Consider the following 24366-nt stretch of genomic DNA (forward strand, 5'->3'; position numbering starts at 1 on the left):
ATGGTCCAAACAATTCCTATAAAGCCAGCGAATGTCTCTTGGACAGACGATCAGTGGAAGGCCATTTACGCTAGTGGGCAAGATACACTTGTGTCGGCTGCGGCGGGGTCCGGGAAAACAGCGGTACTGATTAATCGTATGATTGAAAAAGTTATTGCTACTGACAATCCCATTAATGTAGATGAGCTACTGGTGGTGACCTTTACGAATGCTTCAGCAGCTGAAATGCGCCATCGAATGTCAGAAGCTCTAGAAAAGGCTATAGTAGAAAATCCAACTTCCAATCATTTAAGAAGACAACTGAGTCTTATTAATAAGGCGCAAATATCAACATTGCATTCTTTTTGTTTAGCGATTGTTAAACAATATGCTTATATGCTCGACATCGATCCTGGATTTCGTATTGCTAATGAAGCAGAGGTAGCTTTATTAAGAGATGATATAGTGGCGGATGTTCTAGAAGGAGCCTATGATTCTGAAGAAGAGACACAGGTACAAGCTATTTATCGACTTGTGGATAGCTTTACGTCGGATCGAGATGATCAAGCGATTGAAACGCTGATTAGTAAGCTTTACGATACTTCTCGTGTACACGCAGAGCCTCAAAGATGGCTAAGGAGTTTACCAAAAGCTTATGAATTAGCAGAGGAAGTGACGATTGATGATTTAGAGCTATCTCACTATGTTAAATTGACTGTTCGACATAGTTTGGAGGAAGCCTTCGTCCTAATTTCAGAAATGCGAGCAATCACCCTCCAACCCGATGGACCTGCCCCCTATGCTGAAACGGCAGAAATTGATTTTGCTATGATTCAGGAAGGGATTCGAATAAGTCAGGAAGGTACATGGCAGGAACTCTTTGATTATTTTGCGACCGTTAAATGGTCTACATTAAAACGAGTATCCAAGGATGCTTTAGTAGACGTGGAGCTACAGGAGCTTGCAAAGAAAAAGCGAGAAGCAGCGAAAAAAATTATGAATAAAATGAAAGAAACCTATTTTATTCGCACCCCCGCACGATTGCTAGAAGAAATACGCTTAATGGCGCCAATTATTGGCACATTAGTGGAATTGACGACGATTTTTAGTGAGCAATTCCGACTTGCCAAATTAGAGCGGGGTATTATTGATTTTTCAGATTTAGAACATTATGCACTGCAAATTTTAACAGTCGAGATCGATGGAGAGCTACAGCCATCTCCCGTAGCACTTGATTTGAAAAAACGTTTTAAAGAAGTACTTGTGGATGAATACCAGGATACAAATATGCTACAGGAAACGATCTTACAACTTGTCAAGTCAGGGGAAGAACAGGATGGTAATCTGTTTATGGTGGGAGACGTCAAACAAAGTATTTATCGTTTCCGCTTAGCTGAACCTAAGCTCTTTATGAGGAAGTATAGTGAGTTCTTGGAAACGCCTGAGGTAACGGGCATGCGTATTGATTTAAATGCTAACTTTCGTAGTCGTAAAGAGGTATTGAACGCGACGAACTATATTTTTGCACAAATTATGGGTGAGCGTGTTGGCGAAATTCTTTATGATGACAATGCGTCATTAAAGCCCGCAGCGCCCTATGATGAAAAAGAAGTACCTGTTGAGCTTGTCGTAATGCACCCTCCACAGGATGAGGAAGTGGTAGACGAGCAAGAGGATAAGACGGAAGAAGCGACTGAGCTAGAGGAATTAAAAAAGTCACAATATGAAGCACGTTTTATTATTGATCGTATTCGACAAATGATGGAAGATGGAACAACTGTTTATGATACGAAATCACTGACAGAAAGGCCGTTGAAGTATAGTGATATTGTTATTTTAATGCGTTCTATGACATGGTCGACAGATTTAGTGGAGGAATTTAAGCTAGCAGGTATTCCACTCTATGCAGAGTCGTCCAAAGGCTATTTTGATGCACTGGAAGTCATGATTATGTTAAATGTCCTAAAGGTAGTAGATAACCCTTATCAGGACATCCCGTTAGCTTCCGTACTGCGTGCACCGTTTGTTGGCTTAACAGAAAATGAATTAGCTAAAATCCGCTTAGCTGATTCAAAGGTACCTTTCTATGATGCGCTACGACAATTTATCCGAAGTGAAGGACAAGAGATACAGACAACTACGTTTGAAAAACTTCAACGCTTTATGCTAGCTTTTGAAAATTGGCGAGATTTAGCACGTCGTGGGTCACTATCAGATTTAATTTGGAAAATTTATTTAGATACACATTATTATGAAATGGTTGGCGCAATGCCTAACGGTAAGCAGCGTCAGGCCAATTTACGAATTTTACATGATCGTGCATTAATGTATGAGCAAACAGCCTTTCGAGGTCTTTTCCGCTTTTTACGCTTTATTGATCGGATGCGTACACGTGGGGATGATTTAGGTACGGCTAAATCAATTGGTGAAAAGGACGATGTAGTACGCCTTGTGACCATTCACTCCTCCAAAGGATTAGAATATCCTGTAGTCTTTGTGGCAGGGATGGGACGTCCGTTTAATAAAATGGATTTTCATAATCCTTATTTATTCGACCAAGATTTTGGACTAGCTGTAAAGGCCATTGACCCAGAAAATCGCATTACTTATACTTCATTACCGTTTTTGGCGCTGAAAGAGAAGAAAGAGCTGGAAATGCGTGCAGAGGAAATGCGTGTCTTATATGTTGCCATGACACGCGCGAAGGAGCGTCTAATTTTAGTGGGTTCCGTGAAAAATTGGGAGAAAACGCGAGACAACTGGCAGGATGCGCAAAATATATCAAGTGATGCCCCACTTCAAGAATATTTGCGGGCAAGAGCTAATAGCTATCTAGACTGGGTTGGTCCAGCCGTGGCAAGGCATGGTGACTTTGCCTCTCAAGCTACCACTTCATATAAGGAATTGGACAGCCCATCCCATTGGTGGATACAGCCGGTTGATACGAGACATTATTCGTATGATATACAGCCATTTGATGATGACATACAACAACTCCTTACAACACAAGAGGACGAGGCGCTTTTATCCGAAATAACGACACGCTTTCAAGCGCAGTATACGTATCAAAAGTCAACAAGAAAACGTTCTAAAACATCGGTTAGTGAAATTAAACGTATAGAAAACTTACAGCGTCAGGAGGAGCCAGAATATTATTTTGCACCTCCAGCTAAGCAGACGTCAGCTTCTATTGCACCACGACCAACATTTTTACAGGATCAACAGCTAACAGGTGCCGAAATAGGAACGGCTGTCCATACAGTGATGCAGCATATTCCACAGTTTGGCTTTGATGATATTGGAGCTGTAAAAGGCTTTGTAGCAGATTTAGTAGCAAAACAGCTACTGACAGAGGCAGAAGGAAAAGTGGTCCCTATAGCGAAAGTTTTTCATTTCTTTCATACCGAAATTGGGCAACGCTTTAAGCAAGCAAGACAGATTCGTAGAGAAATGCCATTTACTATTAGCAGAGTAGATGAAGATGGGGATGCTCAAATCGTCCAAGGGATTATCGACTGTTTGTTTGAGGATGAATATGGCAACTGGGTCTTGCTAGATTATAAGACAGACCGTATTTTGCCTCATTTTGCAAAGGAGCCCGCTCTGACAAAAGAAATAATGGGGCGTTATGCTGTTCAGCTTCGTGTTTATAGTGAGGCTATTGAGTCCATTTTACAAATTAAAGTAAGCGATAAAGTGCTGTATTTATTCGATAATGAACAAACTGTACAGGCATAAGTTTTTGTTATGGAAAAGCGGAGGATACAATTTTTTGCTTGCTCTGCTTCAACCATAGCTGCTATTTAAGAGGAGGCTATTTTGTGGAGTTCAAACCGACAATGTTGCAGGATCGACTAGCAACATTAGATATTTTACGAGGTATTAGTTTAGTAGGCATTTTGCTCGTAAATATGTATACCTTTTATTTGCCAATGCCGCATATTGATTTAGCATCTTGGTTTACAACACCATCCGATATCGTATGGCAAAAAAATTTAGATATTTATGTACAAAGTAGCTTTTACCCACTGTTTGCGATGCTATTTGGATATGGGCTTGCCATGCAGTGGCAAAAAGCACAAAGTCGTGAGCAAAATTTCTATACGCTAGGATTACGTAGACTTTCTGTATTATTTACCTTTGGTTTCATACATGCCGTGCTAATATGGTGGGGCGATATTTTAATGATGTACGCCTTTTGTGGGATATTTTTAGTGCTTTTACTACGTTTAAGCCCTATTTGGTTAGTGGTTAGTGCAGTTATGATTAACGGTTTGATGCAAGTTTTTATGTTATTTGTCATTGGGATTATGCAATTTAATACGAAGGTGGATGACTATTTAGATATTGTATCTGTAGAGAAGGCGATTACAGCTTACGGTACAGGAAACTGGCTAGATGCTTTTATGCAACGCTTAACAGACTTATCGACACAAGCAGGTATAGGAATGTGGTTTGCGGCATTGTTTACTATTTTACCGTATATGTTAATAGGGGCAGCTGCATCAAAATGGCGACTAGTAGAGCGAGCGAAAGAATTAAAATGGCTATGGCTAGCACTTGCGATTACTGGGGTGATTATAGGTATAACGATCAAAAGTTTACCCATCATGTTTACACGGACGTATTTATTTGATTATTTAAAGGTATACATAGGTGGTCCTATCCTTTCAGTGGGTTATGCCGCGGTCATAGTGCTACTTTGCCTGTTACCAATTGTACCCAAGCTACTTAGTCCTTTTGGTAAAATCGGACGGATGTCGTTAACGATGTATATTATGCACTCCATTATCGGCACGTGTTTATTCTATCAATTTGGCTTTGGCTGGTATGGGAAGATAAGTGTAGAAACAGGCGTACTCATTGCCATTGGAATAATTGTTGTGCAAATGATCATCGCCGAAATTTGGTTAACAAAATGGAAGCAAGGTCCTTTAGAGGCTTTATGGCGTAAATTAACGTATAAGGAAAAAGTAGAAATGTGATAATATATTCCGCTTCACATGCATAATCTATGAAGATATAACAACTTATAAAATTATTGTCGCAAAAGTGAGGCAATTTCTATCATATTGTTGTATCATGTAGAAAAAAGAAGGAGCTCTTTCAATCATGAAAATTTTATCATTCAAATTAGGTGGACATGTAAGCTTTGGACCAAAAGTAAAAAAAGAAGAAGCGGTATGGGATGTACTCGCTATTCAAAATGAACTTCAAGTTCTCCCTTCTTTTTCAAGTTCTATTGTAGATGGTATTGCACTAGGCTTTGATTTCGTTGAACAGATTCGTAAATTAGTAGAAGCAGCTGAAAAATCAGATCGTGCTAATAGTTTTAAACGTGAATTTACAGAAATCGAGTGGCTTTCACCCATTCCACGTACACCCAAAAATATTATGTGTATAGGTAAAAATTATAATGAACATGCCAAAGAAATGGGTGCAGAAGCAGCACCAACGGAATTAATGGTATTTACAAAATCGCCAACGGCTATTGCGGCAGATGGACAAACACTTTCCATTCACGCGGACCTTTCATCGAAAATGGATTATGAAGGGGAGCTTGCGATTGTCATTGGAAAACGTGGTAAAAACATTCCGAAAAACTTAGCATATGATTATGTATTTGGTTATACAATTGCCAATGATATAACAGCTCGTGATTTACAAGAGAAGCATAAACAATTCTTCTTAGGTAAAAGCTTGGAGGGCACTTGTCCGCTTGGACCATATCTTGTGACAAAGGATGAAATTCCCAATCCTCAGGACTTAACAGTAGTCACAAAGGTAAACGATGAAGTGCGCCAAAATGGCTCGACGAAGGACATGATGTTCTCAGTTGAAACTTTAGTATCTATCCTATCTCAGCATGTAACACTTGAGCCAGGGGATGTTATTTTAACAGGTACACCAGCTGGAGTTGGAAAAGGCATGAACCCGCCACAATTCTTAAAGGCTGGAGATACGGTAAAAGTATCTATTCAAGGCATCGGTACTTTAGTCAACCATTTTGAATAATAATAGGGAATCCGCGTGAGTCTTTACTCCGCGGATTTTTTTAATACTTACCGTGTAAGTTGTTTTTTAGGGAGTTTCTAAGTCACAAATGGTGTAAATTATGTGAACACTATTGTAATGTTTGAAACCCTTTCCATCGCATGGTAGGATAGAGTTTGATAGAAAAATGAATGAGGTGGGACAAACATGGGTTTTTTAACTAGCCAAACGCATTTGCATATTACTACTTGGGTAGTAGCTATTGTTATCTTTTTAATCGCTGCGCTAATGGGCAAGCAATCAAAAGGCTTACATATGACATTGCGTCTATTTTATGTACTAATTATCATTACAGGTGGGGCATTATTCATTGAAGGCATGAATTACAACATGGGCATGCTTTACGGCTTTAAATTCATAGGCGGTATTCTAGTAATTGGTATGATGGAAATGGTTTTAGTACGCCAAAAGAAAAATAAACCAACTGGCATGTTTTGGATTTTATTTGCAGTATTCTTATTGATTACATTGTTCCTAGGCTTCAAGCTACCAATGGGTCAAAACTTCTTAGCATAATATTTGGTGAAAGTCGTGAAGTATTTGCTTCGCGGCTTTTATTTTATTAAAAACAGCGATCATACTGAAATGGAAGGGAACGGACACCTTTTTGCCGTAATTCCTTCCGCATTTTCGTAAAATCTTTTGAAAAGATAGCGACGTGACAGTGATATTTGGTAAAATGACGATGGATTGGTTTGAAAGAGAGGGAATAACAGTGAAATTCAAGAAGTGGATAAGTGCGACAGCTGCATCACTTTTACTAGCTACTACATTCGTAAGTACTACACCTGTAGCGCATGCGGATGAAAAAGCGACAACATCGATTGCAGAAGAGAGCATCTATGATTTACTCGTTGACCGTTTCTTTAATGGCTCGGGCACAAACGATTTTGATACAAATACGCAAGACCCTTCGAAATTTGCAGGAGGGGATTTTACAGGTTTACAAGATAAATTAAAATTTATCGATGAAATGGGCTATTCGATTGTTTCCATTGGACCTATTTATTCTACAGAGAAATATGATGGATCCATGCTAACAAGCTATTCTACGATTGAACGCCATTTTGGAACTGCAGAAGAATTCCAAAGTGTTGTAGAGGCTTATAAAGCTAAAAATATGTCTATAATGGTGGATTTTCCACTCAATGATGTAAGTCCTAAACATGAATGGGCAAAGGATGCTGCGAAAGCAGACTGGATTGCTTCAACGAATAATGGACAAGTTCAATGGGATTTAACGAATACAGATGTGCAAGAAGCACTTATTCAATCTGCAATCGATTTTGTTTCTACATATGATATTGGTGGAATTCGATTAACTCATATTTCAGATGCTGATACGGATTTTATTAATAAAATGATAGCGGCATTAAAAGAGTCAAAAGCATCTCTTTATGTCATAACAAATGAAGCGAGCGAGGCTGATTTTGATGCAACCTTCTCACCAGCGACAGCAGAAATTTATCGCAATATCTTTAAGAATGTTGATATGGACTCATCTAAATTGACAGAACCGTTTTCAGGCGAAAAGCCGACGCAAATTATGGTGGATTCTTTAGAAACACACCGTTTTACATTCGATTCTGCGAATGAAAACATGTTCCCACCTACACGTTTAAAAATGGCTATGGGTGCTTTATTTATGATGCCAGGAACTCCAGTTGTCCAATATGGTACAGAAATTGCGATGAACGGGGAAGCTAAACCTGATACACATCAACTTTATAACTTTAAAACAGATGAAGAATTAATTGACTATATTAAAAATGTTCAATCCTTACGAAATCAGTCTGCTACTTTACGTAATGGTGATTTTAACATCATTACTAATGAGAATGGTTTACTTGTCTTTACACGTACTTCGGATGAAGAGCAATGGGTAATTATGGTCAATAATACGAGCAAAACCCAGCGAGTGGACTTAACACCTGAACAACTGGGTGAAGGGAAAATGCTAAACGGGATTTTACATGAGGAAAAAGTTCGTATAAATGAAAAGCAAGTGTATCCAGTCATTTTAGACAGAGAAATGGTAGAGATTTATCAGGTTCGCAATGATGAGGGGCTAAACGTGCCGTATATGGTTGCCCTTGGTTTAGTTTGGGTCATCTTTATTGGCTTTGTTGTAATCATCATTAAACGAGGAAAAGTTCGTCGTCAAGAACAAGACGCTTCTTAATATCTACACAAAAAATAGCATGCTAGGAATCATCCTAACATGCTATTTTTGTTTTCATTTACGGATGCTCCAATAGCTCGGCAATTCCAAGCTATCATAGTTTAGCCTTCATAGCTTTTATTCGTGAAGAAAATCGCGATAGTGCCCGGCCCCACATGTGAACCGATGGCTGAGCCAATCATCGTAATTTGAACAGCCTGTGGAGAAAAACGCTCCTGAATGGATGCTTTTGCTTCATTAGCAAAGGCCATATCATCACTATGACTAATACCAACAATTTTATTCGTAAAGTTACCTCCACGCTCCTGCATTAAATCCAGCATACGATTAAGTGCTTTTTTACGACCACGTGATTTTTCTATCGGTACAAGTTTGCCATCTTCTACATTTAAAATAGGTTTAATGCTTAGAAGGCCACCTAAAAAGGCACTCGCTTTTGAGACACGGCCACCTTTAGCGAGGTAGTCCAAATCTTCAACTGTAAATAAATGCTCTATTTGAGGAGCGAAAGCGCTAATTCTAGACGCTACATCTTCAAATGAGGTACCTAAATTTCTAAGCCGAACAGCCTCTTCCACAACAAGACCATGTCCTAGTGATGCACATTTAGAGTCGATAATGACTAACTTCAATGAAGGATATTGTTCTAATACTTGATTACGAATCATTTGAGCAGTACTATATGTGCCGGATAATTCTGATGAAAAGGCAATATAGATACCTTCTTCTTCATTTTTAGCTAAATCTTCAAAGTGCTTCAAAAAAAGCTCTGGCGATACTTGAGATGTTTTGGGTTGGGCACCTTGACGGATTCCATCATAAACCTCTTTGGAATCAATGGAAATGACATCTTCATATTCTTTGTTGTTCAATTGCACTCGTAAAGGGAGTAGCACGACATCATTTTCTTCATAGTAAGACTTTGGTAGATCACATCCACTATCCGTAAAAATCTTCATTCTCTTGTCCCCCTAATTTCAACTTACTTTTTAAAGCCTTTTTAGCTTTATTCAGCCGGTACTCACTTAAATCAACCGGAAGGGGTACCACTGAATAAAGTTAAACTGGTAAAAATGGTATGGTAACTTGAACTTACTACGTAACTATGATAATTTCAAGCGTTCGATGAGTATTTTTGCAATCCCATCATCATTATTTGTAGTAGTTATTTCATTGGCAATATTTTTAAGGCTTGATATACCATTCCCCATCGCTACGCCAAGTCCAGCATATTCGATCATCTCTAAATCATTGTCTTCATCACCAAAAGCAATAATACGTTCACGTGGAATACCTAAATCCTTTGCTACGTGTGCAAGGCCTACTGCTTTATTTAAGCCACGTCGAACAATCTCTATAATATGAAGAGGTGCGCCCCAACGACGGTGTTCAATAACTTCAGCGTGCACTGCCTGTAAGTGGTCGCGAATAATGACAGAATTGGCTTCATTTGCCTGTATCAGTAAACTTGTAGGATTATCTAAGAGATGTGTATATAAATCCCCAAGTGTAATTTTCGGATTACCCATATTAAAAATATTTAAGATGCGTTCATCCTCTGTGTGTACATAAATATCATCCTTCACCTCAGCAATGATATTTTCATACTCGTAACTATTAATGGAATTAACGACATCATGGACAACACTTAAATCAATGGGAGTGTGCATATGCTGCCAAGAGACATTTTTAGGGTGATGCACATAGGCTCCATTAAAATTGACTATTGGTGTTGTAAGCCCAAGCTCATGATAATAAATATCACTGGCACGGTATGGACGGCCAGTTGCAATCATTACTTGATGTCCTTGTTCCTTAGCCTGCAATAATGATTTTTTTGTTTTTGCGGAAATTTGTTGTTGGTCTGTTAATAAAGTACCATCTAAATCCAATACGATTAAATGCGGTTTCATAGCTTGTTGCCCCTTTCCTATAGTTTGAATAGTATCTCTTTGTCTTTCATTCGTCAAAATTTTGTCACAGTGAAAAAAGTTTGCTAACATAAAGGTGAGACAAGAGTTGGGAGTGACAAGAATGTTTGTAGAAAAAGAAATGTGGGGAAATATTCCTTTATTACATATACATACAGACAATATGAATGAAGATACCCCGGTAGTGATCTTTTTACATGGCTTTATGAGTGCAAAAGAACATAACTTACACTATGCATATCAGTTGGTGCATAAAGGGGTGCGTGTCCTATTACCAGATGCAAAATTTCATGGTGACCGTAGCGAAGGCCTCACAGAGATGCAAATGAACTTGAATTTTTGGGACATTGTTATAAATTCTATTCATGAAGTGGAACAATTATATAATGAATTAAAGAATAAAAATTTATTAGCTCATCATAAAATTGGCATAGCAGGTACGTCCATGGGTGGTATTGTGACATCAGGCTGTCTTAAGCTTTATGATTGGATTCAATCGGCTGCAATATGTATGGGTGCGCCTGGTTTTATAAAATTGGGTGAATACCAATTGCAGCAATTTATAAAAAATGGTGTTAATTGGCCCATGACAGAGGATGATGTGCAAAAGATTAATGAGGTCCTCGCAACCTATGATGTCAGTCTAACTCCTGAAAAATTTGCGGGACGCCCGGTTTTCTTTTGGCACGGTGAATTAGATAAAACTGTACCTTTCCATGAAACCTATAAATTTTATGAAACATTACGGGAATACTATCAAGCAACCCCTGAAAATTTAACATTCATGGTGAATAAAAAGGCTGGACATGCTGTACCACGTGACGGAATGGTAGCAGCAACAGATTGGCTTGCAGAGCATTTGGCATAATATGATGCATCTGCTATGATAAGGTTAACACTATGATGGAAGGAGAAATGAGAATGGATCAAGATATGAAAGATAGCATGTTAGGTGCATTAGAAAACGTAATTGACCCTGAGCTTGGAATTGATATCGTCAACTTAGGTTTAGTGTATGATGTAGAATTAGATGATGAAGGTGTAGCGACGGTTACAATGACGCTAACATCGATGGGGTGTCCACTTGGCCCAGTAATCGTGGATCAAGTGAATACAGCATTAAATGAACTTCCAGAAGTGAAAAGTACAAATGTAAACATTGTATGGAATCCACCTTGGTCAAAAGATAAAATGTCACGCTATGCAAAAATGGCATTGGGTGTACGCTAATAGTGGCTATTAAAAATCCCTGCTTATAAAAAATAAGCAGGGATTTAGCATGTAACGAATTAATCGATACGGCATACTTGTAATGGACAATTTTCGCAGGCAATCTCATTTTTTAAAAATTGTAAATCATGAATAGTAATAAAGCCTTTGTCAAAAGTCAAAATGTCATGTTTTTTTAAATCATTCAACATACGATTAATCATTTCACGACTAGTCGCACACAAATTGGCAATTTCCGTATTTGTTAGTTGAAACTCAATAAAAATGGAACCATCCTCTAAAGGTTTACCATACGTGTTAGATAGACGAATGAGTATTGAAAACAAGGCACCCTTTTTCCCATTTAACACTAAATCACGCAAACGACTCTGATGCTTTAAATTTTCTGTCTGTAGCCACTTCATGTATTCCACCATGATTGTAGGCTGTTCTTCCAGTAAATGTTCTAATGACTTTCGACTTAAAACATATAGCGTAGCAGATTCTAAAACTTTTGCAGTCATGGAGTTATAGACAAGGTTACAAAATAATGAACCCTCTCCAATGATACTATCAGGACCACATATACGAATCGTCAATTCCTTGCCAGCCTCAGTTTCTTGACTAATCGATATAACACCTGACTTAATATAGTATATTTCCTTTGACCGTTCACCTTCTAGAAAAATTTTATTCCCTTTATTTACTTTGATAAAAACACCATGCTTTTGAAAAAGGTCCATAATTTTTTCAAACATATTATCCATTGAAACCATATCTCCAACACATCGCTTTCTTTTTGTAATAAATGGCGATTATTACAAAAGGACAGTGGATTTTTCGATACTAAAACATAGAAACATACTATTATTATAACGTAAATTTTCATGAATAAGTGTAAAAATTTAGTGCTATTTCTTTGCGAAGAACTGTCGAGTGATGTAAAATAAAGTTAGTCAAAGAAGGTCAAACTTTTAAAAAGAACCAGAATGGGTATAAAAATTATGCGAAATATTAAAGTAAAGGAGTGCTAGTTATGCAATTTCAACAAACAGATAATCAAAAGCCATTAGAGCAATTCGGCCGTAATTTAATAGAAGAAGTTAAAAATGGCAAAATGGATCCTGTCATTGGGCGCGATGAGGAAATTCGAAATGTCATTCGCATTTTAACGCGTAAAACAAAAAATAATCCTGTATTAATTGGTGAGCCAGGAGTTGGTAAAACAGCGATTGTAGAAGGTTTAGCTCAACGTATTGTGAAGGGTGATGTACCAGAGGGCTTGAAAGAGTGCGTGCTATACGAGCTGGATATGAGTGCCTTAATTGCAGGTGCAAGCTACCGTGGCCAATTTGAAGAGCGTTTAAAAGGCGTGTTAAAAGAAGTGAAAGATTCAGAAGGTCAAATCATTTTATTTATTGATGAAATTCATACAATTGTAGGCGCAGGCAAAACGGATGGCGCTATGGATGCAGGAAATATGTTAAAGCCCATGCTAGCTCGTGGTGAATTACATTGTATCGGTGCTACTACATTAGATGAATATCGTATGTATATTGAAAAAGATCCTGCTTTAGAACGCCGGTTCCAGCAAGTTCTTGTACGTGAGCCTTCTATTGAGGATACTGTGTCTATTTTAAGAGGCTTAAAAGAACGCTTTGAATTACATCATGCAGTACGTATTCATGACCGCGCGATTGTGGCCGCAGCTGAACTCTCCAATCGTTATATTACAGAGCGATTTTTACCAGATAAGGCGATTGATTTAATTGACGAGGCATGTGCAATGATTCGAACAGAAATTGATTCAATGCCACAGGAACTTGATGCCGTGACTCGTCGTATTATGCAGCTAGAAATTGAAGAACAAGCGTTGCGTAAGGAAAAGGACGAAGCAAGTAAAAAGCGTCTGGAGCAATTACGAGAGGAATTGGCAAAATTAAAAGAGTCCTCTGAAGGAATGCGGCAACAATGGGAGGCAGAGAAGGAAAAGCTACATGATATTCAGAAAAAACGGGAGACATTAGATAAGTACCGTCGTGATTTAGATGAAGCGGAAAGTAAGTATGATTTAAATAAAGCCGCAGAATTACGTCATGGTAAAATTCCAACACTTGAAAAAGACATTCAAGTGCTCGAAAAAGAATTAGAAAGCGGCGCAGAGTCCCGTATTTTACGTGAAGAAGTGACAGCTGAAGAAATCGCAGCAATTGTTTCTCGCTGGACAGGTATTCCTGTGACAAAATTAGTGGAAGGCGAGCGAGAAAAACTATTACGTTTAAAAGATACATTACATGAACGCGTAGTTGGCCAAGATACAGCTGTTCAATTAGTAACAGAGGCTGTATGGCGTGCTCGTGCAGGCATTAAAGATCCGCATCGTCCAATTGGTAGCTTTTTATTCTTAGGTCCGACAGGTGTTGGTAAAACAGAGCTTGCTAAGGCACTAGCTGCTCAATTATTTGATTCAGAGGATCATTTTATTCGAATTGATATGAGCGAATATATGGAGAAGCATAGTGTGTCTCGCTTAGTTGGTGCTCCTCCAGGGTACATTGGCTATGAGGAAGGCGGTCAATTAACGGAAGCTGTCCGTCGTAACCCTTATTCTGTAGTGTTATTAGATGAAATTGAAAAAGCACATCCAGATGTGGCTAATATTTTATTGCAAATTTTAGATGACGGTCGAATTACAGATAGTCAAGGACGTATGGTCAATTTTACAAATACCGTAGTGATTTTAACATCGAATATCGGCTCTAGTTATTTAATGGAGGCAAAAGATGACGATCCAACCGTTGAAGACTTGGTTATGACTGCTCTCAGACAGCATTTCAAACCAGAGTTATTAAACCGTATGGATGATATTATTTTTTTCCATGCCCTATCAAATAAACACTTTACAGCGATTGCTTGGAAGTATGTAGAGCAGTTAATTAACCGTGTGGCTGAACAGGAAATTACATTAGCTGTCGACCATGAAGTTATTGATTGGGTTGTCCTACAAGGAGCAGATGCTCAATTCGGGGCAAGACCACTAAAACGCTTCGTACAACGACATATCGAAACGGCTGTGGCTAAGGAACTGCTACGAGGCGAGGTATTGCCTGGAGAAACATTGCATGTAAAAATGCGTGATGGCCATTGTATAGTGGAAAAATAACAGAAAAAACCTGTTTCGCATAATGCGGAACAGGTTTTTTCTAGCTGAATTAATGATGGTCTGCAGCCTCTGGTGTAGGATCGTTTGGAATGATTGCTCCAATAATAAAAATTAAGATGGAGAATACAACTGAAACGATTGCCCCTGTCTTAAAATCAAATGGTGCACCAAGTACAGAGCTGACTACATAGTTTAACATTGAAACTAGTAGGAATGACCATACGAACGTTACGATATATTGCATTAATTTCACCTCAACCGAACTTTTTTCATCATAAGTTTTTACTCATATTCATTATCATATCATAACATAAATCGAAAAAAAATGAATCTTTTATGTGAAACATGGCGAATTTGTCACAACAAATACAAGGTTTTGCATTTTATAATTCTCATGTATTTTTTGCGGCATTCATTTTGCCAAAGTATGCAAACCTGAAAAAGGGAATTTGGCAACTCTATAGACTTCACACTATACGGAGTATAAGCCTAAGCTTACTTTCAATAACAAAGAAACGACTCGTTCCATACACAATAATTTTAAATCATCTTGCGTCATTCCTTTACTATGCGTTATAATTATGACCAGTTACTAATAATTGATAGTAAGAAAGCTGAGGGGTTGCTATATGAACGCTGGTATTTTAGGAATAGGCAAATACGTTCCTGAGAAAGTCGTGACAAATTTTGATTTAGAAAAAATAATGGATACTTCGGATGAGTGGATTCGTACGCGAACAGGCATTGAAGAACGCCATTTTGCGGCAGATGATCAGGAAACTTCAGATTTAGCAGTAGCCGCTGCTAAAGAAGCTATTGCAAAAGCGGGTATTACGCCTGAGGAGATTGGGTTAATACTTGTAGCAACTGTCACACAGGATCAAACTTTCCCAAGTGTAGCATGTATGGTTCAGGAACAACTCGGAGCAGTAAATGCTGCGGCGATGGATCAAGCAGCCGCATGTGCAGGATTTATATATAGTTTAGTGACAGCTAAACATTTTGTAGAGGCAAACACTTATAAATATGTCTTAGTAGTAGGTGTTGAAAAGCTGTCAAAAGTCATTGATTGGAATGATCGTAATACAGCAGTATTATTCGGTGATGGCGCGAGCGCAGCAGTTGTAGGGCCAGTATCTGAAGGCAGAGGTATTTTATCATTTGAGCTTGGTGCAGATGGCACAGGCGGTAAAAATCTTTATTTAACAAAACAAGACACGATTGCCATGAATGGTCGTGAAGTATTTAAATTTGCTGTACGTCAAATGGGTGAATCGGCTGTAAGTGTGTTAGATAAAGCAGGATTAACAAAAGAAGACGTAGATTTTTTAGTGCCGCATCAGGCAAATATACGTATTATGGAATCTGCTCGTGAGCGATTAGAGCTACCACCAGAAAAAATGTCAAAAACGATTCATAAATATGGGAATACTTCTGCAGCATCGATTGGTATTTCCTTGGTAGATGAGCTTGAAGCAGGTAAAATTAAAGAGGATGATTTATTAGTCCTTGTTGGTTTTGGTGGCGGCTTAACATGGGGTGCCGTAGCCATGAGATGGGGAAAATAAATAGGAAAAATGCTTGAGGGGAGTATGACAATGAGTAAAAGACGAGTAGTAATTACAGGAATTGGCGCAGTTACACCACTAGGAAATAGCATCGAAGAAACATGGACGAACATTAAAGCTGGTAAATCTGGCATTGGTGAGCTAACACGTTTAAATAAAGAGCTTTTTGCAGCCAAAATTGCAGCAGAAGTGAAAGATTTTGATATTGAAAAATATATTGATCGTAAAGAAGCTCGAAAGATGGACCGCTTTACACATTATGCATTAGCTGCTTCAATCATGGCTATGGAAGATGCACAGCTAACAATTGATGAGGAGTTAGCTCCACGTGCGGGTGTTTGGATTGGTTCGGGTATTGGTGGAATGGAAACCTATGAGCAACAGTTTTTAACATTCCAAGAGCGCGGGGCAAGACGAGTTAGCCCATTCTTCATTCCAATGATGATTCCTGATATGGCTTCAGGTCAAGTGTCGATTCATTTTGGTGCAAAGGGAATTAACTCTTGCTCAGTAACAGCATGTGCTTCTGGAACAAACTCAATTGGAGATGCTTTTAAAGTTATTGAACGTGGGGATGCAGATGTTATGATTTCAGGTGGTGCGGAATCACCAATCGTAACGATGGCTGTCGCAGGTTTCTGTGCCAATACTGCATTATCTTTAAATCAAAATCCACAAGAAGCATGCCGTCCATTTGATAAAAATCGTGATGGATTTATTATTGGTGAAGGCGCAGGTATTGTCATCTTAGAAGAGTACGAACATGCAAAAGCTCGTGGCGCAAAAATCTATGCGGAAGTATTAGGTTATGGTGCAACAGGAGATGCTCATCATATTACTGCTCCAGCTCCAGAGGGTGAAGGTGCGGCACGTGCAATGATGCAAGCATTGACAGATGCTGGTGTAGAGGCATCTCAAGTTGATTATATTAATGCACATGGCACTAGTACGCCATATAATGACTTATTTGAAACACAAGCTGTTAAAACTGCTTTCGGTGACCATGCTTATAACCTAGCTATGAGTTCTACAAAGTCTATGACAGGACACTTATTAGGGGCAGCAGGGGGCGTAGAAGCTATTTTTACCGCTCTTGCGCTTAAAGAAGGTATATTACCACCAACAATTAATTTAACAGATCCAGATCCTGATTGTGATTTAGATTATGTTCCAAATGAAGCGAGAGAAGCAAACATTCAATATGCAATGAGTAATTCTCTTGGTTTTGGTGGGCACAATGCAAGTCTTCTATTTAAAAAATATGAAGCATAAATAGTACATCTAAACTCAAAAAACGTCAGCCAAATTTAAACGGCTGACGTCTTTTTTTATAGTTTTGTGAATAAATGATAAGTAAGAAGAAATAGAAAGGATGCCGTTACATTGTTCCGTCTCTTTTTATTTTTAGTAAGCTATGGTCTCATGATCCTCTCATTAGGGAATCTTATATTGTATTTAAATTACCGTACGCTAGGGTATTCTTGGAAAGTTGTGTTCAAATTTATGTTTCAAACAACGGAATTTTATATGGCGGTTGGTGCTTGTATCATCATATGCGCTGTCGTTCTTGATATAGGCTTTGATCGAACGTCAGATAAGCTATAAATGATTAGCGGCGTGCCCGACCGAGGCCCATTGCCTCTTCCATACGTTTTAATGTGGCACTGGCAATTGCATTTGCTTTTTCAGCACCTTCATCAAGGATGACGTCTAATTCAGAGGATTCTACTAAATGATAGAATTTTTCTTGAATTGGCGTCAGGTGATCGATTACAGCAGTAGCTACACCTTGCTTGAAGCCACCATAACCAATGCCTTCATATTTTTTAACTAGATCATCAATAGAAATACCTGAAATAGCCGATTCAATCGTCAATAAATTTGAAACACCTGGTTTATTTTCTACATCAAATGCTACAATCCCATCAGAATCAGTTACAGCTGATTTAATTTTTTTCTCAATGTCTTTTGCTGTATCTAGCAATCTGATTGTCGCCTTTGTATTGGGATCAGATTTGCTCATTTTTTTTGTTGGCTCTTGTAGAGATTTAATGCGAGCACCAGCTTTTGGTAATTGAATCTCTGGAATTGTTAAAACGTCACCATAACGTTTATTAAAGCGTTCTGCTAGATCACGTGTTAACTCGATATGTTGTTTCTGATCATCGCCTACTGGGACAATATTTGTGTTGTAAAGTAGAATGTCTGCAGCCATCAATGGTGGGTATGTTAAAAGAGCCGCAGAGACACTCTCTTTACCATGAGATTTATCTTTAAATTGTGTCATACGTTCAAGTTCACCGATAGATGCAACACACTGTAACATCCATCCTGCCTGAGCATGTGCTGGCACCTCAGATTGAATAAATAATGTAGATTTTTTAGGATCGATGCCAGTGGCAATATAAGTAGCAGCAAGCTTACGAATACTTTCTCGTAATTCCTTCGGATCTTGAGCGACTGTAATAGCGTGTTGATCGACGATGCAATAGATTGCATCTCCTTCATCTTGAAGGGCAGGGAATTGCTTGAAGGCTCCTAAGTAGTTCCCTAAAGTTACAATTCCTGTAGGCTGTACACCAGAAAAGATGGTTGTCATGAAAATTTCCTCCTCGAATTCAAATAAAAAACATCACGCGTCCTCATTAGACTTTTTCTAATGAAGGGACGAATGATGTTTGAATCCGCGGTACCACCCAGCTTGCCTTAACGGCCACTCAGCTTCGTAACGTGAAGGGACGAGCCTTGCTAGTAGTTTCCATTCATGAAACGTTCACAAAGCTAACTCGGAAGTCCATTCCATATGCCCCACGATCTGTTTTCACCAACCACAGACTCTCTAAACGTGTCATTAACATATGTACTACTCTTCGTCAGCGTTTTTCTCAATTTAACATGAAATTGATTTTATTGCATTGAATTATATTATAAAGATTTCATTGTGTAAAGTCAGACTTTTGGCGGTGTTTTTTTTAGAGAAAAAATTATATGCTTTTTTTGTTGTGTAAATTTGTTATAAAAAGAAACTTTTTTATTAAAATTAACTTGAGGTGTACACGTCGAACTGACAATTTTCTCGTTTATCTTAGGTAAATGAGAACAGCAGAGCGACGTAAAAAGATGTTTAAAATACACTTAAAGTGGGAATAGTAGTAGTAGTTCGAAATGTTGTGAAAAAAGTATATACATTAAAAAGGTATATAAAAAGACAGAAAATTTAGCAAGACGCTCATTCTTTTTTTTATTGGAACTATATTCAAAAACAGCGGAGTGCTGTATAATGGTACTGTGTATTTTACATTACATTAATTCTAATTTAACACACTGGTTTATAGATATGATTACAAAATGAAAGGATGTGTCAGAACGAATGATCGTAACTTTATTTACATCACCAAGTTGTACCTCTTGCCGTAAAGCGAAAGCATGGCTAGAGGAGCACGAAATTCCCTATACAGAACGTAATATATTTTCTGAACCACTAAGTATTAGTGAAATTAAAAAAATCTTACGTATGACGGAAGATGGCACAGATGAAATTATTTCTACACGTTCTAAAATATTCCAAAAATTAAATGTAGATGTGGAAAGTTTACCTTTACAACGTTTATATGAATTAATTCAGGAATATCCTGGTTTATTACGCCGACCAATCATTCTAGATGAAAAACGTCTACAAGTTGGCTATAACGAAGATGAAATTCGTCGTTTCTTACCTCGAAAAGTTCGAGCATATCAGTTGCAAGAAGCACAAAGAATGGTGAATTAATTTTATCTATTCTGAATAAAATAAGTAGTAGATGTTACAGATGTGAGATGCATATTGTGACATCTATTTTTTTATGTTTTACTTATGTAAAACCTTCTATATAAAGTATAATAATTAATAGGGCAAAGTCATATATTTCCGTTAAAGTATGTTAAACTTGATTTAAGTTAAATAGTTTACTACAATTTCAATAATTCAAATATCTTCTGTGAAATGGTGTATATCCTTTTCATTTTATGACAGAACAGCATACAATAGTGTTAGAGACAACTGTAAATAAAAAATTTTAATGTTTGCAGTTCCTCGTGTGGTTTTACTGGTGTGGTCAAAGGTTGAAAAACAATGCAGTATGAAGGTTAAAAACAAAGAATAAAAGCATACTAATGAAACAAAACTGTTTTTCGACATATGACAGTGAAGGGAGATGAGGTCTAGTGGACATCGAACGTGTAAATGAAAATACACTTAAGCTCTTTATTACGTACAATGATATAGAGGATCGCGGCTATAGTCGTGAAGAAATCTGGTACAATCGAGCAAAGGGTGAACAGCTTTTTTGGGATATGATTGATGAAGTAAATACGGAGGATTATTTTGATGTAGAAGGTCCGATTTGGATTCATATCAATGCATCTGAAGTAGGCTTAGAAATCATTGTCACACGTGCACATATCTTAAAAGACGGTGAAACATTAGATGGTCATTCGAATTTTGATGAACACAAAGAGATGTTTGCACCATTCGATGAAGTTGGGGACGATCTTCTTAGCCAACTAACTCAATTTGGTGACATGGATGAATCAGAATTATTTATGGATACAGACATTTATGTATATAAATTTAAAGATATTGATGAGTTAATCCCTGTTGCAAAACGAATGACGGACGAATTAGTGGATTCCTCATTATTTAAATATGAAAATTGGTACTATTTAGTTGTTGATTTCGGTAATGCAGATGAAGAGTTAAACCGTCACGATCGAAATGCGGTCATCAAAGAATTTTTAACGCCATCTAATTTTACGATTCATCGTTTAGAGGAGTACGGCGAAAAAATTATGGAATTTAATTGCTTTGAGACAGTTCGAAAATACTTTGCTTAAGCATATGTTTACTTGATTTTTTAGACTGTAGTGAACTCGGTAAATTTATCGAGATTCACTACAGTTTTTTTATACGAAAAGCTCAGTAGTGTGGCATTTCATAAATTTCAAGAAAAAACAGCTTTTAATTTGTGATAGCTAATAATTTTTACTATAGTTGGCCAAAAAGGAGCTGATTATATGCTAATTGCCTATAATAATTTACAGCAGCTTTTTCACGCATATCAATATACGAGAAAAGCATTGCAGACATATAGGCGCCAGATGACATTTTTTTGTCCTCAATGTCTAGAACCAGTTCATTTAAAAATTGGTTCCTATAATATCCCGCATTTTGCACATCATACGCAAAGTCAATGTCCGAAATTATTTGCTGAAGGTGAATCAAAACTTCATTTACAAGGTAAAATTCAATTGTTTGAATGGCTACAAAAGCTTGGACATAAAGTGAAGTTGGAGCCCTATTTAACAGAGCTTTCTCAGCGTCCAGATTTGCTTGTTGCTTTAGAAACTAACAACGTCGCACTGGAATTTCAATGTAGCCCACTTACTCATCATAAATGGCAGGAGCGGACAACAGGCTATGAAAAAAATAACATTCAAGCCATTTGGCTCTTTTTAACGCCTCAAAGATACGAAGCAATCAATGGAATTCGAAAAATAAGTATTCCTCCATTACTACAAAAGTCATTCATGACCACTTCAACAGGCCTTCCTTATTTAATGACCTATAATGCCAAAACAGCCCATTTTGAATATTGGACGAATCTCCTTCATGTGCATGGGCATACTTTTATAGGGAAAGTCCAAAAAATCCCCATAGATAAGCAACGCTTTCCATTTTATTTACCAACTTGCATTTCCTTAGAAGAATTTCAACAGTATTGGCAGCTATATAAACATGCTTGCCAGCAATTTGCAAATAGGCGCCTCCTACATAGTAAACAAGGCGTGCAGGATACATTTTTACGAAGTTGTTATGAGTTGAATTTTTCTATTTCGGCAATGCCCTCTTATATCGGAATTCCGGTAAAAGATGGGACAGCAATTTCACTATTTGCAAGTGAATGGCAAACGATGCTGTTGCATTTTAGTCAACAGTTACGTTTAGAGCCATATGAATTAAAAAAACACCATATTCAAGATTTTCTCATGCAGTCTCATTTAGAATATACCGGGCAGGCAGTAAAAGCTGTTCAACAATATAGCCTCATATTGAATGGAATAGAACAAGATCAGAAACTACAGGATATTTGTGAGATCGTTTACGCACAATTATTTGCAATTGCCGCAATATACTGAGAAAATATGAGAGTATAGGGAAAAAAGCACATATAAAGGGGGCTGGCATGCACATGGCTAGTAACAGTAATCAAATTTTGGTACGAAATGAAGTACCTGAAGAATTAACATGGCGGTTAGAGGATATTTTTGCATCCGATGCACTTTGGGAAGATGAGTTCAAGGAAGTTGCAGAGCTTGCTAAAAAAGCATCTAGTTTTGCAGGTACTTTAAATAATGGAGCACAAGCATTATTAGCAGCTTTACAGTATCACGATCATATTTATGAACGTGCAATGAAGCTCTACACATATGCTCATATGCGCTATGACCAGGATACGACAAATAGTTTTTATCAAGATATGAATAGCCGTATTCAAACATTAGCAACGAGTATTTCTGCTGGTCTATCATTTTTAACGCCAGAAATTTTGGCATTAAATGAAGAGACAATCGAAAGCTATTTAGCTGAAAATCAAGACCTACAATTGTACAAGCAATCATTAAAAGAAATAACAATGGCACGTCCACATGTCTTACCAGCGGAACAGGAAGCATTACTCGCTCAAATGTCTGAGGTAACTGGCACTGCCTCTAATACATTCAGCATGTTAAATAATGCGGATTTGGAATTCCCTTACGTGAAAAATGAAGATGGGGAAGAAGTACAACTTACACATGGTAACTATATCAAGTTTTTAGAGAGCAAAGATCGCTCAGTTCGTGAAGGTGCTTTTAAAGCCATGTACGCAACATATGGCAAGTTTAAAAATACGTTCTCGTCAACGCTAACAGGGAATGTGAAAAAACATAATGTGAGTGCTCGTATTCGTCATTATGACTCTGCACGCGAGGCAGCAATGTCTAATAATTTCATTCCTGAAAATGTTTACGATCAACTAGTAGAAACGATTCATAAGCATTTACCTGCGATGCAGCGCTATATTTCGTTACGTAAGAAGCTTTTAGGTGTTGATGAATTGCATATGTGGGATTTATTTGCACCTCTTGTAAAAGAGGTGGAAATGAAGGTTACTTACGACGAAGCTAAAGATATTTTAGTGAAGGCTTTAGCACCATTAGGTGAGGAATATCAAAACATTGTTCAAAACGGACTAGATAACCGTTGGGTAGATGTTTTAGAGAATAAAGGGAAACGAAGTGGTGCATACTCATCCGGTGCTTATGGAACAAATCCTTATATTCTAATGAATTGGCAAGATAATGTGAATAATCTCTTTACGTTGGCACATGAATTTGGTCATAGTGTTCATAGTTATTATTCAAGAAATAATCAGCCATTTGTTTATGGGGATTACTCTATTTTTGTCGCTGAGGTTGCTTCGACATGTAATGAAGAGCTATTAAATGACTATTTACTTAAAACCATTGATGACCCTCAACAAAAAATCTACTTGCTAAATCATTGGTTAGACGGTTTCAGAAGTACAGTTTTCAGACAAACAATGTTTGCTGAATTCGAACACCTAATTCATCAAATGGATAAGAATGGTGAATCCTTGACAGCCGATCGATTGACTGAAGTGTATTATGAACTTAATAAAAAATACTTCGGTGATGATATGGTTGTGGATGAGGAAATTGGTTTAGAGTGGGCACGTATTCCGCACTTCTATTATAATTACTATGTTTATCAATATGCGACAGGTAAATCGGCAGCTACAGCATTGAGTAAACAGATTTTAGAGGAGGGTGAACCGGCTGTAGAACGTTATATTAATAACTTCTTAAAAGCAGGTTGCTCGGATTTCCCAATTGAAGTATTAAAGGCAGCGGGTGTTGATATGAACGTCGCGAAACCAATAGAGGATGCTTGTAAAGTATTTGAAGAGCGTTTAATTGAATTAGAAAAATTATTGTTGAATAACTAATTTGTTGGGCTATAGGATTATTCCTATAGCCTGTTTTTTTTATAGACAGCTTTAATTGAATGGAAAGAATAATGACTTTTTTTGATTTATAAATACTTTAAAAGAGTGCATCTTGGAAAAATACTGTTTGAAATCGCTTTCTATTTGACAAATTTGTGAATCTAGTATTGGATTCATTGCTAATTATATTATTCCATGATAGAGTAATTCTTGTGAAATAAATCACAAAACAAAC

The 24366-nt window shown here is 37.6% G+C and carries 20 protein-coding genes and 1 other annotated feature; of the genes, 15 read left to right on the plus strand and 5 right to left on the minus strand.

Features of this window, described 5'->3' with window-relative positions; genetic code table 11:
* The 5 genes from addA (at window position 1) to AC1Q6O_RS02035 (ending at window position 8215) form a co-directional block, all read left to right on the plus strand.
* Window positions 1-3717, plus strand: a complete 3717-nt coding sequence (addA, locus tag AC1Q6O_RS02015) for a helicase-exonuclease AddAB subunit AddA (RefSeq protein ID WP_089986727.1) — start codon at window positions 1-3, stop codon at window positions 3715-3717.
* A gap of 83 nt (window positions 3718-3800) precedes the next feature.
* A complete protein-coding gene (locus AC1Q6O_RS02020) occupies window positions 3801-4964 on the plus strand; it encodes a DUF418 domain-containing protein (RefSeq protein ID WP_492400891.1) in 1164 nt (387 codons plus the stop codon).
* A 127-nt stretch (window positions 4965-5091) separates the two neighbouring features.
* On the plus strand, window positions 5092-5994 hold the full coding sequence (locus AC1Q6O_RS02025) for a fumarylacetoacetate hydrolase family protein (protein WP_025116790.1): 903 nt from the start codon (window positions 5092-5094) through the stop codon (window positions 5992-5994).
* A 186-nt stretch (window positions 5995-6180) separates the two neighbouring features.
* Window positions 6181-6549, plus strand: coding sequence for a YisL family protein (locus tag AC1Q6O_RS02030; RefSeq protein WP_012292941.1), 369 nt, complete (start codon window positions 6181-6183; stop codon window positions 6547-6549).
* 169 nt (window positions 6550-6718) lie between these two features.
* On the plus strand, window positions 6719-8215 hold the full coding sequence (locus tag AC1Q6O_RS02035; RefSeq protein WP_275443951.1) for an alpha-amylase family glycosyl hydrolase: 1497 nt from the start codon (window positions 6719-6721) through the stop codon (window positions 8213-8215).
* Between the two features lie 101 nt (window positions 8216-8316).
* Here the strand turns inward: AC1Q6O_RS02035 and AC1Q6O_RS02040 are convergent, their stop codons facing one another.
* Window positions 8317-9174, minus strand: a complete 858-nt coding sequence (locus AC1Q6O_RS02040; protein ID WP_069480125.1) for a DegV family protein — start codon at window positions 9172-9174, stop codon at window positions 8317-8319.
* Between the two features lie 144 nt (window positions 9175-9318).
* Window positions 9319-10128, minus strand: coding sequence for a Cof-type HAD-IIB family hydrolase (locus AC1Q6O_RS02045; RefSeq protein WP_089986724.1), 810 nt, complete (start codon window positions 10126-10128; stop codon window positions 9319-9321).
* Window positions 10129-10249: 121 nt separating this feature from the next.
* Between AC1Q6O_RS02045 and AC1Q6O_RS02050 the strand changes: the two genes are divergently transcribed.
* Complete coding sequence (locus tag AC1Q6O_RS02050) at window positions 10250-11014, plus strand: prolyl oligopeptidase family serine peptidase (protein WP_008181759.1); 765 nt, start codon at window positions 10250-10252, stop codon at window positions 11012-11014.
* Between the two features lie 53 nt (window positions 11015-11067).
* Window positions 11068-11376 carry a metal-sulfur cluster assembly factor gene (locus AC1Q6O_RS02055; RefSeq protein ID WP_036123413.1) on the plus strand — a complete coding sequence of 103 codons (309 nt, stop codon included), beginning with the start codon at window positions 11068-11070 and terminating at the stop codon, window positions 11374-11376.
* 59 nt (window positions 11377-11435) lie between these two features.
* Here AC1Q6O_RS02055 and AC1Q6O_RS02060 read toward each other — a convergent pair whose 3' ends face one another.
* Window positions 11436-12122: a Crp/Fnr family transcriptional regulator gene (locus tag AC1Q6O_RS02060; RefSeq protein WP_492400892.1), complete on the minus strand. Its 687-nt coding sequence runs from the start codon at window positions 12120-12122 to the stop codon at window positions 11436-11438.
* Between the two features lie 269 nt (window positions 12123-12391).
* Here AC1Q6O_RS02060 and AC1Q6O_RS02065 point away from each other — a divergent pair, with 269 nt between their 5' ends.
* Window positions 12392-14518 carry an ATP-dependent Clp protease ATP-binding subunit gene (locus tag AC1Q6O_RS02065; protein WP_107921572.1) on the plus strand — a complete coding sequence of 709 codons (2127 nt, stop codon included), beginning with the start codon at window positions 12392-12394 and terminating at the stop codon, window positions 14516-14518.
* Window positions 14519-14567: 49 nt separating this feature from the next.
* On the opposite strand, the gene AC1Q6O_RS02070 is transcribed toward AC1Q6O_RS02065, so the two are convergent.
* Complete coding sequence (locus AC1Q6O_RS02070; RefSeq protein ID WP_025116798.1) at window positions 14568-14762, minus strand: YjzD family protein; 195 nt, start codon at window positions 14760-14762, stop codon at window positions 14568-14570.
* Between the two features lie 385 nt (window positions 14763-15147).
* On the opposite strand from AC1Q6O_RS02070, the gene AC1Q6O_RS02075 reads away from it, so the two are divergent.
* From AC1Q6O_RS02075 to AC1Q6O_RS02085, 3 genes are all read left to right on the plus strand, one after another.
* Window positions 15148-16086, plus strand: a complete 939-nt coding sequence (locus AC1Q6O_RS02075; protein WP_008181752.1) for a beta-ketoacyl-ACP synthase III — start codon at window positions 15148-15150, stop codon at window positions 16084-16086.
* 30 nt (window positions 16087-16116) lie between these two features.
* Window positions 16117-17358 carry a beta-ketoacyl-ACP synthase II gene (gene fabF / locus AC1Q6O_RS02080; RefSeq protein WP_090003095.1) on the plus strand — a complete coding sequence of 414 codons (1242 nt, stop codon included), beginning with the start codon at window positions 16117-16119 and terminating at the stop codon, window positions 17356-17358.
* A 111-nt stretch (window positions 17359-17469) separates the two neighbouring features.
* Window positions 17470-17691 carry a YuzI family membrane protein gene (locus tag AC1Q6O_RS02085; RefSeq protein ID WP_043990806.1) on the plus strand — a complete coding sequence of 74 codons (222 nt, stop codon included), beginning with the start codon at window positions 17470-17472 and terminating at the stop codon, window positions 17689-17691.
* A 4-nt stretch (window positions 17692-17695) separates the two neighbouring features.
* Here AC1Q6O_RS02085 and trpS read toward each other — a convergent pair whose 3' ends face one another.
* Window positions 17696-18685 (minus strand): tryptophan--tRNA ligase, encoded by a 990-nt coding sequence (gene trpS / locus AC1Q6O_RS02090; protein ID WP_008181516.1) that lies wholly within the window; start codon window positions 18683-18685, stop codon window positions 17696-17698.
* A 61-nt stretch (window positions 18686-18746) separates the two neighbouring features.
* Window positions 18747-18972: a binding site (T-box leader), on the minus strand.
* Window positions 18973-19459: 487 nt separating this feature from the next.
* Between trpS and spxA the strand changes: the two genes are divergently transcribed.
* The 4 genes from spxA (at window position 19460) to pepF (ending at window position 24131) form a co-directional block, all read left to right on the plus strand.
* Window positions 19460-19855: a transcriptional regulator SpxA gene (gene spxA / locus AC1Q6O_RS02095; RefSeq protein WP_025116803.1), complete on the plus strand. Its 396-nt coding sequence runs from the start codon at window positions 19460-19462 to the stop codon at window positions 19853-19855.
* A 434-nt stretch (window positions 19856-20289) separates the two neighbouring features.
* Window positions 20290-20958, plus strand: coding sequence for an adaptor protein MecA (gene mecA, locus AC1Q6O_RS02100; protein ID WP_008181512.1), 669 nt, complete (start codon window positions 20290-20292; stop codon window positions 20956-20958).
* A 180-nt stretch (window positions 20959-21138) separates the two neighbouring features.
* Window positions 21139-22260: a competence protein CoiA gene (locus AC1Q6O_RS02105; RefSeq protein WP_492400893.1), complete on the plus strand. Its 1122-nt coding sequence runs from the start codon at window positions 21139-21141 to the stop codon at window positions 22258-22260.
* A 53-nt stretch (window positions 22261-22313) separates the two neighbouring features.
* Complete coding sequence (gene pepF, locus AC1Q6O_RS02110; RefSeq protein WP_089986716.1) at window positions 22314-24131, plus strand: oligoendopeptidase F; 1818 nt, start codon at window positions 22314-22316, stop codon at window positions 24129-24131.
* Window positions 24132-24366 lie beyond the last annotated feature (235 nt).

The organism is Lysinibacillus sp. GW823-FHT06C08, assembly GCF_058795135.1.